Source organism: Pseudoalteromonas apostichopi (assembly GCF_030297135.1).
Classification (GTDB): Bacteria; Pseudomonadota; Gammaproteobacteria; order Enterobacterales; family Alteromonadaceae; genus Pseudoalteromonas; species Pseudoalteromonas apostichopi.
This window is the reverse complement of sequence record NZ_AP028065.1, coordinates 549,148-563,263: the sequence shown is the minus strand read 5'-3', so window position 1 is coordinate 563,263 and position 14,116 is coordinate 549,148. Positions and strand designations below refer to the sequence as shown.

The 14,116-nt window shown below is 41.8% G+C and carries 14 protein-coding genes; 13 read left to right on the top strand and 1 reads right to left on the bottom strand.

The genetic code is table 11. The features are described 5' to 3' along the window. Positions 1–7: 7 nt before the first annotated feature. The gene (gene map / locus QUE86_RS02535) at positions 8–793 is read right to left on the bottom strand and encodes a type I methionyl aminopeptidase (RefSeq protein WP_130051013.1); all 786 of its coding nucleotides are present in this window, start codon (positions 791–793) and stop codon (positions 8–10) included. A gap of 271 nt (positions 794–1,064) precedes the next feature. Between map and rpsB the strand changes: the two genes are divergently transcribed. The 13 genes from rpsB to lpxA all read left to right on the top strand — a co-directional run bounded on the left by rpsB (position 1,065) and on the right by lpxA (position 13,939). Continuing rightward, positions 1,065–1,793: a 30S ribosomal protein S2 gene (gene rpsB / locus QUE86_RS02530; RefSeq protein ID WP_054562046.1), complete on the top strand. Its 729-nt coding sequence runs from the start codon at positions 1,065–1,067 to the stop codon at positions 1,791–1,793. A gap of 103 nt (positions 1,794–1,896) precedes the next feature. Beyond that, positions 1,897–2,748 carry a translation elongation factor Ts gene (tsf, locus tag QUE86_RS02525; RefSeq protein WP_130051014.1) on the top strand — a complete coding sequence of 284 codons (852 nt, stop codon included), beginning with the start codon at positions 1,897–1,899 and terminating at the stop codon, positions 2,746–2,748. A 151-nt stretch (positions 2,749–2,899) separates the two neighbouring features. Next, positions 2,900–3,649, top strand: coding sequence for a UMP kinase (gene pyrH / locus QUE86_RS02520; protein WP_130051015.1), 750 nt, complete (start codon positions 2,900–2,902; stop codon positions 3,647–3,649). Positions 3,650–3,663: 14 nt separating this feature from the next. After that, complete coding sequence (frr, locus tag QUE86_RS02515; protein ID WP_054553121.1) at positions 3,664–4,221, top strand: ribosome recycling factor; 558 nt, start codon at positions 3,664–3,666, stop codon at positions 4,219–4,221. Positions 4,222–4,325: 104 nt separating this feature from the next. Then, positions 4,326–5,105, top strand: a complete 780-nt coding sequence (uppS, locus tag QUE86_RS02510; protein ID WP_130051016.1) for an undecaprenyl pyrophosphate synthase — start codon at positions 4,326–4,328, stop codon at positions 5,103–5,105. Positions 5,106–5,127: 22 nt separating this feature from the next. Beyond that, positions 5,128–5,994 (top strand): phosphatidate cytidylyltransferase, encoded by an 867-nt coding sequence (locus tag QUE86_RS02505; protein ID WP_286258994.1) that lies wholly within the window; start codon positions 5,128–5,130, stop codon positions 5,992–5,994. Beyond that, on the top strand, positions 5,991–7,190 hold the full coding sequence (gene ispC, locus QUE86_RS02500; RefSeq protein ID WP_286258992.1) for a 1-deoxy-D-xylulose-5-phosphate reductoisomerase: 1,200 nt from the start codon (positions 5,991–5,993) through the stop codon (positions 7,188–7,190). The genes QUE86_RS02505 and ispC overlap by 4 nt, the downstream gene beginning before the upstream one ends. Position 7,191: 1 nt before the next feature. Continuing rightward, positions 7,192–8,544: a sigma E protease regulator RseP gene (rseP, locus tag QUE86_RS02495; protein WP_286258991.1), complete on the top strand. Its 1,353-nt coding sequence runs from the start codon at positions 7,192–7,194 to the stop codon at positions 8,542–8,544. 106 nt (positions 8,545–8,650) lie between these two features. Then, a complete protein-coding gene (bamA, locus tag QUE86_RS02490) occupies positions 8,651–11,122 on the top strand; it encodes an outer membrane protein assembly factor BamA (RefSeq protein ID WP_130051020.1) in 2,472 nt (823 codons plus the stop codon). A gap of 12 nt (positions 11,123–11,134) precedes the next feature. Further along, positions 11,135–11,653: an OmpH/Skp family outer membrane protein gene (locus QUE86_RS02485; RefSeq protein WP_130051021.1), complete on the top strand. Its 519-nt coding sequence runs from the start codon at positions 11,135–11,137 to the stop codon at positions 11,651–11,653. Positions 11,654–11,662: 9 nt separating this feature from the next. After that, positions 11,663–12,703, top strand: a complete 1,041-nt coding sequence (gene lpxD / locus QUE86_RS02480; protein WP_130051022.1) for a UDP-3-O-(3-hydroxymyristoyl)glucosamine N-acyltransferase — start codon at positions 11,663–11,665, stop codon at positions 12,701–12,703. A 10-nt stretch (positions 12,704–12,713) separates the two neighbouring features. Further along, positions 12,714–13,166, top strand: coding sequence for a 3-hydroxyacyl-ACP dehydratase FabZ (fabZ, locus tag QUE86_RS02475; RefSeq protein WP_054562040.1), 453 nt, complete (start codon positions 12,714–12,716; stop codon positions 13,164–13,166). A gap of 2 nt (positions 13,167–13,168) precedes the next feature. Continuing rightward, positions 13,169–13,939, top strand: coding sequence for an acyl-ACP--UDP-N-acetylglucosamine O-acyltransferase (lpxA, locus tag QUE86_RS02470; RefSeq protein WP_054553112.1), 771 nt, complete (start codon positions 13,169–13,171; stop codon positions 13,937–13,939). Positions 13,940–14,116 lie beyond the last annotated feature (177 nt).

Sequence of the window (14,116 nt, the reverse complement as noted above, 5' to 3'; positions counted from 1 at the left end):
CTGGCTCCTAGTGTTCGATGATCCTGTCGATAGTATCATCTGATCGGAGCGTTAAAATTTCAACACCATTTTCAGTCACTAACAGTGTATGTTCCCACTGTGCAGACAATGAACGGTCTTTTGTTACTACAGTCCAGTTATCTTTTAGTAGCTTACATTGGCGTTTACCGGCATTAACCATAGGCTCGATTGTTAAACACATGCCTGCTTTTAATACTTCGCCAGTACCTGCTTTGCCATAGTGCATCACTTGCGGCTCTTCGTGGAATTCAGCGCCAATGCCGTGTCCACAGTATTCGCGAACGATTGAGTAGTTAAAGCCTTCAGCGTATTTTTGAATTGCAGCACCGATATCACCTAAGCGTACGCCTGGTTTTACCATTTTAATTGCAAGGTATAGGCTTTCTTGGGTAATTTCAGCAAGGCGTTTACCTTGAATATTAGGTGTACCAACGTGGAACATCTTAGATGTATCACCGTGATAGCCATCTTTGATCACAGTCACGTCGATATTTACACTATCGCCTTCTTTAAGCGGTTTGTCATTTGGAATACCGTGACAAATTACATGGTTCACTGAGGTGCAAATTGATTTTGGGAAACCGTGATAATTAAGCGGTGCTGGAATAGCATCTTGAACATTGACAATATAATCATGACAAATTGTATTTAGTTCATCTGTGGTTACACCTGGCACCACATGCGGTTCTATCATCTCTAGTACCTCGGCGGCTAAGCGCCCGGCAACACGCATTTTTTCGATTTCTTCAGGGGTCTTGATCACAGCACTCATTGAGGCTCCAAAGTTGTTTTTCAGGTCAGTTTTTAGTGCACAAATTTTGCACTAGACGTTGAGTTTTCAATTTTAATATGGTATAAAGCGCGCCGTCTTTTTACAAATAAATTCTTAACTGATTTTTTGTATTTAAGGCAAACACAATTTTATTTTAACACACACACGTATCGTCACATACACTTGGGTGCACTTAAGTTACAAATTAACTGCGGTGTTGGTGCTATGGGATATGTGGAGGCCTAACCCTAAATTATAGAGGATTATACAAATGGCAAACGTTTCAATGCGCGATATGCTTCAAGCTGGTGTTCACTTTGGTCACCAAGCACGTTACTGGAATCCTAAGATGAAGCCTTTCATCTTCGGCGCTCGTAACCGTGTTCATATCATCAACCTAGAGCAAACTGTACCAATGTTCAACGAAGCACTTAAGTTCTTATCGAACGCAGCTTCTAACAAAGGTAAAGTACTTTTCGTTGGTACTAAGCGCGCAGCAAGCGAAGCAGTTAAAGAAGCAGCGATCCAAAGCGAGCAGTTCTACGTGAACCACCGTTGGTTAGGTGGTATGTTGACTAACTGGAAAACAGTTCGTCAATCAATCAAGCGTCTTAAAGATCTTGAAGCGCAAAGCCAAGACGGCACTTTCGAGAAGTTAACTAAGAAAGAAGCGTTAATGCTTACTCGTGAAATGGAAAAGCTTGAAAAGAGCCTTGGTGGTATCAAAGACATGGGCGGTCTTCCTGACGCGCTTTTCGTTATCGATGCAGACCACGAGCACATCGCTATCCGTGAAGCTAACAACCTAGGTATTCCAGTTGTTGCTATCGTTGATACTAACTCTAACCCAGACGGTGTTGATTACATCGTTCCTGGTAACGACGATGCGATCCGTGCTATCCAACTTTACACAGGCGCTGTATCAGCTGCGATCACTGAAGGTCGTGAGAACAACATCGTTGCTCAAGCTGAGAAAGACGACTTCGTAGAAGCTGAGTAATTAGCTGTCATCAAGTCTTCATCTAATTAAGGTGAAGACTTGTTATTCTTGTTAAGCGGCCTATACCGCTTCCCTATAACAGAATTCAATTGAGGATATTCTAATGGCTGTAACTGCTGCCCTAGTTAAAGAATTACGCGAGCGTACTGGCGCTGGCATGATGGATTGTAAAAAAGCGTTAACTGAAACTAACGGTGACATCGAGTTAGCGATCGAAAACATGCGTAAGAGCGGTGCTGCAAAGGCTGCTAAAAAAGCAGGTAACATCGCTGCTGAAGGTACAATCTTAATCAAAGAAGGTAACGGTTTCGCTGCACTTCTTGAAGTTAACTGTCAAACTGACTTCGTTGCTAAAGACGCTAACTTCCTTGGTTTCGCTAACCAAGTTCTTGACGCTGCTGCAGAATCTAAAGCAGACATCGACGCACTTAAAGCACAGTTCGAAGAAACTCGTGTTGCTCTAGTTGCTAAAATCGGTGAAAACATCAATGTTCGTCGCGTTGAGTACATCGACGGTGACAAACTTTCTTCTTACCGCCACGGCGACCGTATCGGTGTTGTTGTAGTTGGTGAAGCTGACGAAGAAACACTTAAGCAAGTTGCTATGCACGTAGCTGCGTCTAAGCCTGAGTTCGTAAACCCAGAAGACGTACCAGCTGACGTTGTAGAAAAAGAAAAAGCAGTTCAAATCGATATCGCGATGAACGAAGGCAAGCCTGCTGAAATCGCTGAGAAAATGGTTATCGGTCGTATGAAGAAATTCACTGGTGAGATCTCTCTTACTGGTCAAGCTTTCATCATGGAACCTAAAAAATCAGTTGGCGAAATTCTTAAAGAGAAAGGCGCAACTGTTTCTAACTTCATCCGTTTAGAAGTTGGTGAAGGTATCGAGCGTAAAGAAGAAGACTTCGCTGCTGAAGTAGCTGCTCAAATCGCTGCTGCAAAAGGCGAGTAATTTTCTAACTTAGTGACGTAGGCCAATTAGATGAAATTAATCTGTTATTAGCTTTTGCGTCACTGGTGAAAATTCTTTAAAATAACCGCGTTTTATGTGTAACCATAGCGCGGTTATTTTTTATCTCATTACTAAGGCTGGCCCAAATATTATGACTATCAATCGTAAACCTATTTTTAGACGTGTTCTTCTTAAACTTAGCGGTGAAGCATTAATGGGAGACGAAGGCTTCGGCATCGACCCAAAAGTACTTGACCGTATGGCTCAAGAAATTAAAGAACTTGTAGAGCTCGACGTAGAAGTAGGTTTAGTTATCGGTGGCGGTAACTTCTTGCGTGGTGGTTCATTAGCAGAAGCGGGCATGAACCGCGTAGTAGGCGATCACATGGGTATGCTTGCTACTGTAATGAATGGTTTGGCAATGCGTGATGCACTTCATCGTGCATTTGTAAATTGTCGTTTAATGTCAGCTATTCCACTTAACGGTGTATGTGATGCTTACAACTGGGCAGAAGCTATTAGCCTATTAAAATCTGGCCGCGTTGTAATTTTCTCAGCGGGTACAGGTAATCCATTCTTCACGACTGACTCAGCAGCGTGTCTACGTGGTATTGAAATTGAAGCAGATACTGTAATCAAAGCGACTAAAGTTGATGGTGTTTACTCTGATGATCCAGTGAAAAACCCAGAAGCTACACTATATCGCCACTTAAGCTACAATGAAATCATTGATAAAGAGCTTAAGGTTATGGATTTAGCTGCATTTACGCTGGCGCGTGACCACAAAATGCCATTAAGCGTATTTAACATGAATAAATCAGGCGCGCTTAAGCGTGTTATTATGGGCGAAGATGAAGGAACGCTTATCTCTTCACAAGCCTCAGATGAAACTAGCAAATAGATTAGGATTGAACCGTGATTAACGATATCAAAAAAGATGCGTCAGAACGTATGCAAAAAAGTGTTGCGGCACTAGGCAGTCAATTATCTAAAATTCGCACAGGCCGTGCGCACCCAGCATTACTTGATGGTATTCAAGTGTCTTACTACGGTGCTGACACACCATTAAACCAAGTTGCTAACGTAACAATTGAAGACTCACGTACACTTGCAATTAGCGTGTTCGACAAGTCATTAGCGCAAGCAGTAGAAAAAGCGATCATGGCTTCAGATTTAGGTTTAAACCCGATGTCTGCAGGTACAGTTATCCGTGTTCCACTTCCTCCACTTACAGAAGAGCGTCGTAAAGACCTAATCAAAATCGTACGTGGCGAAGTTGAAAGCGGCCGTGTTGCTGTACGTAACATCCGTCGTGACGCAAATGGCGACATTAAGAGCTTATTGAAAGAAAAAGATATTTCTGAAGATGAAGCACGTCAAGCAGAAGACGAGATCCAAAAGCTTACAGATAAGTTCATCAAAGAGATGGATGCACAATTAGCTGCAAAAGAAGCTGAGCTAATGGAAATCTAATTGCTGCTGTTTATCTTTCAGACACTGATTCTGTAAGTAAACAGGCGCAACTAAATTTATTAGTTTTGAAACGCCGTCTAGGGTATACTAGACGGCGTTTTTTTATGGAATACTCGATATTTATGGTTCTTAACGCTGATAAAATTTCCCAGCAAAGTTTGCCTAAGCATGTCGCTATAATCATGGATGGCAACGGACGTTGGGCACAAGCGAAAAATCGCCCGCGTGTTTACGGACACAAAAAGGGCGTTGATGCAGTTCGTCAATCAGTGCAATTTTGTACTCGCTTAGGTATACAGTCGTTAACACTATTCGCATTTAGTAGCGAAAATTGGCGACGTCCAGAGGACGAAGTAAATACGCTTATGGAGCTGTTTTTATTCGTACTGGGCAAAGAAGTTAAAAAGCTTCATAAAAATAATGTAAAGCTAAACATAATTGGTGATTTATCACGCTTTTCAGAAGGTCTGCGCGAGAAAGTTGATGCAGCCCATGAATTAACTCGTAATAATACGGGTCTACAGTTAAACGTGGCAGCTAATTATGGCGGACGTTGGGATATCACTAACGCCGCAACAATGCTTGCGAAAAAAGTCGCAGCCGGTGAAATGGCCGCAGAAGATATTACTGAAGAGCTCATGGCCGAACAAATGAGTATGGCCGATCAAGGTGAACTTGATTTAATGATCCGCACCGGTGGAGATTTACGCATCAGTAACTTCCTTTTATGGCAAGCGGCTTATGCTGAGCTTTACTTTACTGATACGCTTTGGCCAGACTTCAATGAAGCTGCATTTGCTGACGCTATCGCATGTTACGTTGCCAGAGAGCGACGATTCGGTTGTACAGGCGAACAAATAAAACAATTACTCGCCGAGACCTAATTACTAGTTGAAGGTACACACATTGCTAAAACAACGAATTTTAACCTCGCTCGTGTTGGCACCACTTGCACTTATTTTGGTTTTTTATACCCCATTAACACTATTTAGTTATATCGCCGCCGGTATTGTTTTACTCGGTGCATGGGAATGGTCTGCATTTATGGGCCTGTGCGATAAAGTTAAACGTTTTGGATTTGTTGCAGCAACAGCGGCATTTTTGGCATTACTTAACTGGCATTGGCCAATAGAATCACTTTGGCAAAATGGTCAATTAGTGGGTGATGCAAATTATTTATTTACCCTGTCATTTGCTTGGTGGATTGTGGCAACTTACTTAGTTTGGCGCTATCCAGCAATGGCAAAAGCATGGAATGAAGGTATTGTGATGCGCGCCATAGCAGGGGTTTTAACTTTAGTACCGCTTTGGCTTGCACTAAATACACTGCGTAGCGCAGGTTACAACGAGTCAACACATTTTGGTTCAATGCTGATTTTAGTTGTGCTAGGAATTGTATGGAGCGCTGATATTGGTGCTTACTTTACCGGCAAAAATTTTGGTAAACGCAAGTTAATGCCAAAAGTAAGTCCTAATAAAACGATAGAAGGTTTATTAGGTGGGGTCGTGGCCTCAGTTATTTTTGTCTTAATATTTTGTCACTTCACTAATGTTGATATGAGTGTTTGGCCCATCTATGCGGTGATGACTGCATTTATCGCATTATTCTCAGCGGTAGGTGATTTACTCGAAAGCATGTTCAAACGAGAAGTTGGTTTAAAAGACAGTGGCTCATGTTTACCAGGTCATGGCGGTATTTTAGACCGTATCGATAGCCTTACCGCAGCTGCGCCTATTTTTGTACTTTGCTACGCATGGACACTGAGTTTATGAGCAAAATAGAGCAACTTGTCGTATTGGGCGCAACTGGTTCAATCGGTTTAAGCACCTTAGATGTTGTTTCTAGAAACCCAGAGCGTTTTACGGTTTTTGCATTAGCAGCCGGTAAAAATGCCGATCAAATGGCTGAGCTGTGTATCGCGCATCAACCTAAATTTGCTGTCATGGCTGACCAACAAGCCGCTTCAGCACTTTCGAACTTACTCGCTAACAGTTCATGTAACACACAAGTGCTAGCGGGTGTTGAGGCTATGAGTGAACTAGCTGCTCATGCAGATGTTGATACTGTGATGTCAGCTATAGTTGGTGCTGCAGGCCTGCTCCCGACTTTAAGTGCGGTTGAAGCTGGCAAAAAAGTGCTGTTAGCAAATAAAGAATCTCTAGTCATGTCGGGTCAGTTGTTTATCGATAAAGTTAAACAGCATGGCGCAACTTTGCTGCCTATCGACAGTGAACATAATGCTATTTTCCAATGTATGCCAGCATCACTACAAAATGCGTCGGGCTTACTGGCTGACAATGGCGTGAGTAAAATTTTATTAACTGGCTCTGGCGGTCCTTTCTTAAAGCGCGACATAGCTACGTTATCATCAGTAACTGTTGCACAAGCGGTGGCTCATCCTAACTGGTCAATGGGACAAAAGATTTCCGTTGATTCAGCAACCATGATGAACAAAGGCCTCGAGTTTATTGAAGCTAAGTGGTTGTTTAACTGCCATGCTAGTGATATTGAAGTGGTAATTCACCCACAAAGCATTATTCACTCTATGGTGCAATATCAAGATGGCTCTGTGCTTGCGCAAATGGGTAATCCTGATATGCGCACTCCTATAGCGCATGCTTTAGCATTTCCTGATCGCGTTGATGCAGGTGTAAAACCTCTCGATTTTTCACAAATGGCAGACTTTACTTTCACCAAGCCTGATTATGCGAGATACCCTAATTTAAAACTCGCAATTGATGCGTGTGAAATGGGGCAAGGTGCAACTACTACAGTAAATGCAGCTAATGAAATAGCTGTTGCTGCATTTTTAGATGGTCAAATAGGCTTTACGGATATTTACCGAATCAACGCAGAAACACTCAATGCTACACAAGGCATTAACGTGCAAACACTTGAAGAGATTTTAGCTTGTGACCAAGCGGCACGCCTAAAGGCTACTGAGTTTGTAAAAAGAGGCTTCGACTAGCATGTTTGATTTTTTCTGGAACCTTGGTTCATTTATCCTTGCGCTTGGTATTTTAGTAACTGTACATGAATATGGTCACTTCTGGGTCGCTCGTAAAGCAGGTGTTAAAGTACTACGTTTCTCGATTGGCTTTGGTAAGCCATTGATAAAATGGTATGACAAACACAAAACAGAATATGTGATTGCGGCGATTCCATTAGGTGGTTATGTCAAAATGCTTGATGAGCGAGTTGACGAAGTTCCGCCAGAGCAGCGTCATTTATCATTTAATGCCAAATCAGTTAAAGCACGTATTGCTATTGTTGCTGCAGGTCCGATGGCGAACTTTTTATTTGCTATTTTTGCTCTTGCAGTGATGTATATGGTGGGCGTACAGTCGTTAAAACCTGTCGTTGGCGAGGTCTCGCAAGGTAGCCGTGCAGCTGCTGCCAATATTGAACCAAACCAGCAAATTATCAAAATCGGTGAAGACGATATCAACACTTGGCAAGATGCAACATTCTCGCTAATGAGCCGTTTAGGTGAAAAAAGTGTTGTGGTAACGCTTCGTGACCAGAATTATCAAAAGCACGTACGTACACTCAACCTAGATGGCTGGAAATTAGATCAACAAGATGTTCCGCCATTAACCTCAATTGGTATTGTACCATTTCGCCCTAAAGCACTTTTACAAGTGGCCATGATCAGTAAAGGTTCGGCGGCTGAGGCTGCTGGCTTACAAGTTGATGACAAAATCATTGCCGTAAATGGTGAAAATATCAGCAGTTGGACCAAGTTAGTTTCACTAATTCAGCAATCACCTAACAAATCCTTACAATTTAGTGTACAAAGGCAAGATAGTATAAAAGAGCTAATAGTGACGCCACAAAGCAGAACTAATGATGCTGGTGTTGCACAGGGCTTTCTAGGTGTGTCTCCGGTGGTTGAGCCATGGCCAGAAAACTATATTGAAACTAGACATTATGGCCCTGTCGATAGTATTGTGCTGGGCATACACGAAACATGGCGTTTAATTACTCTTAGTTTTGATATGATTGGTAATTTAATTACCGGTCAGGTATCGGTTAAAAATTTAAGTGGTCCGGTGGGCATTGCAGTTGGTGCGGGAACTAGCGTAAGCTATGGCTTGGTTGCATTTTTAAGCTTTTTAGCATTAATCAGTGTAAACCTTGGCGTATTTAACTTATTACCGCTGCCAGTGCTAGATGGTGGGCACTTAATGTATTACATAATTGAACTTTTTCGCAAAAAACCGGTCTCTGAAAAGACGCAAGAATTTGGTTTTAAAGTGGGGGCCTTGCTGCTTCTGTTTTTAACATGTTTCGCATTGTTCAATGATGTATCGCGTTTATAACAAATAAGCGAAAAATTCCAATTTGAACACGATTGTAAAACACCGCAAAAGTTAAATTTATAAGGTGTTGAGCGGTAATACAGTTGTAAAGGATAAAGATAACAAAATGGCTATAAAAAAACATTTGGCAGTTTCAAGTTTATTAGGTGCTAGCTTTGCAGCCCTAGGCCAAAACTCCTTTATTGTAGATGATTTAAAAGTTGAAGGCTTACAACGTGTTGCACTCGGTGCTGCGTTAACACATATTCCTATCAACGTGGGCGATAATATTGATGAGTACACAATTTCAAGAACCATAAAGGCTCTCTATCGTTCAGGTCACTTTGACAATATTAAAGCGTTACGTGATGGCAACAGTGTTATCTTCCGAGTGACTGAGCGCCCAACGATCAGCATGATCGAATTTGATGGCAATAAAGACATCAAAGATGAGCAGCTAAATGAGTCGCTAGACCAGCAAGATATCCGTACTGGTGAGCCGCTTGATAAAACAGTCCTTGATAACATTGAAAAAGGCTTAGTTGAATTTTTCCATAGTATTGGTAAATACAATGCAAAAGTGGATGTAAGCATCATTAAGTTACCGCGTAACCGTGTAAAACTAATGTTTGAATTTGATGAAGGTGATGCAGCTTCAATTCGTCAGATTAACCTAGTTGGTAACGAATTATTCTCTGATGAAGAATTGCTTAAGTTAGCAGAGTCTCAGCAAGATCTGCCGTGGTGGCAATTCATGTCTAGCGACCGTTATCAAAAGCAAACCATTGAAGGCGATTTAGAAAAAATTCGCAGCTACTACCTTGACCGTGGTTACTTACGCTTTAATATCGATTCAACACAAGTATCAGTAAGCCCTGAGCGTGATTCTGTGTATGTTACAGCGAATATTACCGAAGGTGTTAAATACAAAGTTAAAGGCTTTGACTTTATTGGTGACTTGCTAGGTCGTGAAGAACTAATTAAAAGTGTTATTCCGCTGAAAACTGGCGAGCTTTATAATGGCTCTGTGGTTACTTCTTCTGAAGAGTTTATTAAAAGCTACTTAGCACGTTTTGGTTATGCTAATGCTGAAGTACGAACAATCCCAGAGATTGATGACGAAAATAAAGAAGTTCAGCTAACGTTATCAGTAAACCCAGGCAAGCGTGTTTATGTTCGTCGTATTATTGTGGGTGGTAACCAAAATACCTCTGATGAAGTTGTACGTCGTGAAATGACACAGCTTGAAGGTGCGTGGCTATCAAACCAAAGCCTTGAGCGCTCTAAGCTACAAATCCAGCGTTTACCTTATATGGAAAGCGTTGATTTCAATGTTGTTCCAGTCCCTGGTGTTGATGACCAAGTTGATGTTGACTTTACTGTTAAAGAACAATCTGCAGGTAGCTTCAATGCTGGTCTTGCTTATGGTTCTTATTTGGGTCTGCAATTTAACATTGGTGTGAGTGAGTCAAACTTTTTAGGTACTGGTAACCAAATTGGTTTTAACATTAATACTTCACGTGGTTCTGAGCGTGTCAGCGTTTCTTACACAGACCCTTACTTTACTCCAGACGGTGTATCGCAAGGTAGTAGTATATTCTACAGCAACTATGATGCGAGCAAGTTCAGCCTAATCGACTATAAGTCAAAGAGTTATGGTATTGGTACTAATATTGGCTTCCCAATTGATGCTGTAAACCGTATTAACTTTGGTGTCCGTTGGGTGCAAGAAGAGTTATCTGATATTGCTGAATATGAGCAAACACGTGTTATTCGTGAAACTTTCTTAGATCCTGAAAATCCAGATGCTGGCTTTGATTTTACCAAGTACGAGTTAAGCGCAGGTTGGTCACGTGTTACTGTTAACCGTGGTTTATTCCCAACAGCAGGTTCGCGCCAATCACTTAACTTAACAGCAACAACCCCGAACTCTGATTTACAGTACTTTAAGTTAAACTACGACTCGCGTTTCTACTGGCCAATCAGTAATGACCATCGTTGGGTATTTTCAACTCGTGCAGCACTTGGCTATGGTAATGGTTATGGAACAACGAATGGTTATGACCAAACACTACCGTTCCAAGAGTTCTTCAGAATCACTGAGATGGAATTACGTGGCTTCGATCGAAATACGATTTTGCCACGGGCTGTATCGCGTGTTCCGCAAAATATTCCTGGTACACCATTACCTGATGGCACTACGACTGGTAGCATTGGTGGTGCATCAGAATTTGATCAACTTTACACAGCAGGCCGAATTGGTGGTAACGCCAAAGCGGTAGCAGGGATGGAGCTAATTGTTCCAACACCTTTCTTAGATGAAGAAAACACCAGCTCTGTACGTACCAGCTTCTTCGTAGATGCAGCTAACGTATGGGATACAGAGTTTAATATTGACCGTTATCAAAACCTGTCAACAGATCAGCGTGCAAAATTGGATGATTATTCAGATCCAATGCGCTTTAGGGTTTCAACCGGTCTTTCTCTACAATGGATCTCTCCAATGGGTCCAATGCTGATCAGTTTTGCGTATCCATTGCAAAAAGAAGAAGATGACGATACGAAGACCATCAGCTTTAACATTAGTAATACATTCTAAAGGAGTTCTTTCGTGAATAAATCAATTAAATCAACAGCTTTTGCACTACTTGCTACCTTATCTATGGGTCTATCTACTAACGCATTTGCGCACAAAGTAGGTATTGTTGATATGCAAGAAATCTACAAGCAAATCCCACAAATGGCAAAAGTAGAGCAAACGCTAGAAGCTGAATTCTCTGAGCGTCGTCAAGAGCTTGAAAAGCTTCAAGGTGATATTCGTTTTGAAGCTGAAAAGTTCAAGCGTGAAGCGACAACAATGAGCGATAAGCAAAAAGATGAATTACGTACTAAGATTCAAGGTATGCAACAGCAGCTTGCAGAAAAAGGTCGTCCTTTAGAGCAAGAAATCAAAATGCGTCAAAACCAAGAACTAGCTAAAGTTCAAAAGCTAATCTTGGATGCAATCGAAGAAGTCGCAAAAGCTGGCAAATTCGATGAAGTTAAAGTTAAAGAAACAACGATTTATGTTAACCCTAAAACTGTCGATGACTTATCAAGTAAAGTTGTTGAAAAAGTAAGTAAGCAATAGAAATCATATATGCAAAACTACACGCTTTCGCAGATAGCGGATCTTCTGGGCGCTGACCTTCAAGGTGACGGCGCCACAGAGATTAAAAAAATATCTACACTTGCAAATGCCCAACATGGGCATATTGCATTTTTAGCGAACAAGAAATATCGCTCGCAATTAGATGATACTCAAGCAAGTGCAGTGATTTTGTCACCAGCAGACGCTGAGTACTTTTCAGGTAATAAACTTGTTGTTGCAAACCCTTATGTTTGTTACGCAAAGCTCGCTCAATTGATGGACACCACACCGCGCTCTGCAGTGTCGGGTATTCACCCAAGTGCAGTCATTCACGATTCAGCCTCTATTGGCCATAATGTCGCGATCGCAGCCAATGTGGTAATTGAAGCGGGTGCTGTTATTGCTGACAATGTGCAGATTGGCCCAGGCTGTTTTATCGGTGAGCAAGCAAAAATAGGTCAAGGCACAAAGCTTTGGGCAAATGTTAGCGTTTACCATGAAGTTGAAATTGGCAGTGACTGTTTATTCCAAGCGAATACGGTCGTGGGCAGTGATGGTTTTGGTTACGCTAACGAGCGTGGCGAATGGGTGAAAATACCGCAACTTGGTCGAGTTATAATCGGTGATAAGGTTGAGGTAGGTGCGTCTACCACGATTGACCGTGGCGCACTAGACGATACTATCATCCACAGCAATGTAATTATCGATAATCAATGTCAAATAGCGCATAATGTCGAGATCGGTTCAGGTACAGCGGTTGCTGGTTGCACGGTATTTGCTGGCAGCACAGTGATCGGTAGGAATTGTCAGATTGGCGGCATGGTTGCAATTAATGGTCACATTAGCGTATGTGATGGTGCTATAATCACTGGCATGAGTATGGTGACTAAGGCAATCACAGAACCTGGAATTTATTCTTCAGGCTTGCCACATTTAACCAATAAAGAATGGCGACGTAGTATTGCCCATATCCGTAACCTTGGCGATATGAAAGACCGCATTAAAGCACTTGAGTTACTGACAAAGTCACTCAATATTGAAGACAAATAAGGATGCTATTTTGGCAAATGAATTAAATAGTCTTGATATCCAAGATATCTTGAGTTTACTTCCGCATCGTTACCCGATGCTACTTGTTGACCGTGTACTTGATTACACGCCAGGCGAGTCGTTACATGCTATAAAAAACGTAACAGTGAACGAACCTATTTTTACGGGTCATTTTCCTAATCAACCTATCTTTCCAGGTGTGTTGATTTTAGAAGCAATGGCACAAGCAACTGGCTTACTTGGTTTTAAGACAGTAGAAAATCGCAGTGATAACGAACTATATTTATTCGCAGCGATCGACAATGCGCGATTCAAACAGCCGGTATTACCTGGTGATACCATGCATTTGCATGTAGAGTTTGTAAAAGAGCGCCGCAATATATGGAAATTTGCAGCAGAAGCAAAAGTTGACGGCAAAGTAGTGTGTACTGCCGAAATCATGTGTGCGAGAAGAGAGTTTTAATAGTGATCCATCCTACGGCAATAATCGAACCAGGTGCAAAACTTGGAAATAACGTATCAGTTGGCCCTTATAGCTATATCGGTAACGATGTAACTATTGGTGATAACTGTATCATCGAATCTCATGTGGTTGTAAAAGGCCCATCGACGATTGGTTCTGGTAACCATATTTTCCAATTTGCTTCGGTTGGTGAAGCTTGCCAAGATAAAAAGTACGCTAATGAGCCAACAACCTTGATTATTGGTGACAACAACGTGATCCGTGAGTGTGCAACTATTCACCGAGGTACAATTCAAGATCAAGGTGTGACAAAAATTGGTAGCAATAACCTATTCATGGCTTACACACACGTTGCACATGATGCAGTCGTGGGCGATAACGTTATTTTTGCTAACAATGCCTCTGTTGCTGGCCACGTTCATGTAGGTGATTGGGTGATCCTTGCAGGTAATTCTGGTGTGCATCAGTTCTGTAAAATCGGTTCTCATGCCTTTGTTGGTATGTACTCAGGTGTTAATAAAGATGTACCGCCATTTGTAACAACTATTGGTACGCCGGCGGGCCCTGTAGCAATCAATACTGAAGGCATGAAGCGCCGAGGTTTTGAAAGCGATGAAATCATGGCCACACGTCGTGCATATAAAACACTTTACCGTAAGAGCTTAGGTGTTGAAGAAGCAATCGCTGAGCTAAGCGAAGATGCTGCGAAGTACCCAGCTGTTCAGCTGATGATAGACTTTGTGAAAAGCTCTGAGCGCGGAATTATTCGCTAAATAAGCGATAGACTAAAAGCCACCGTAAGGTGGCTTTTTTGTTTTATAGTTCAGGTTTTGCTAATACCAATCCGCAAAAATACTTAATCATTTTGAGGGATCAAACCTGTCGCTACCTGCGTTAAAAATTTCTGATTTAGAACAACTAAATAACGAAATTTTTGCCTTGTTATCAAC

Excerpts from the sequence above, each read along its gene's own strand:
- map (WP_130051013.1), bottom strand. The coding sequence starts at position 793 with ATGAGTGCTGTGATCAAGACCCCTGAAGAAATCGAAAAAATGCGTGTT.
- rpsB (WP_054562046.1), top strand. The coding sequence starts at position 1,065 with ATGGCAAACGTTTCAATGCGCGATATGCTTCAAGCTGGTGTTCACTTT.
- tsf (WP_130051014.1), top strand. The coding sequence starts at position 1,897 with ATGGCTGTAACTGCTGCCCTAGTTAAAGAATTACGCGAGCGTACTGGC.
- pyrH (WP_130051015.1), top strand. The coding sequence starts at position 2,900 with ATGACTATCAATCGTAAACCTATTTTTAGACGTGTTCTTCTTAAACTT.
- uppS (WP_130051016.1), top strand. The coding sequence starts at position 4,326 with ATGGAATACTCGATATTTATGGTTCTTAACGCTGATAAAATTTCCCAG.
- ispC (WP_286258992.1), top strand. The coding sequence starts at position 5,991 with ATGAGCAAAATAGAGCAACTTGTCGTATTGGGCGCAACTGGTTCAATC.
- rseP (WP_286258991.1), top strand. The coding sequence starts at position 7,192 with ATGTTTGATTTTTTCTGGAACCTTGGTTCATTTATCCTTGCGCTTGGT.
- bamA (WP_130051020.1), top strand. The coding sequence starts at position 8,651 with ATGGCTATAAAAAAACATTTGGCAGTTTCAAGTTTATTAGGTGCTAGC.
- lpxD (WP_130051022.1), top strand. The coding sequence starts at position 11,663 with ATGCAAAACTACACGCTTTCGCAGATAGCGGATCTTCTGGGCGCTGAC.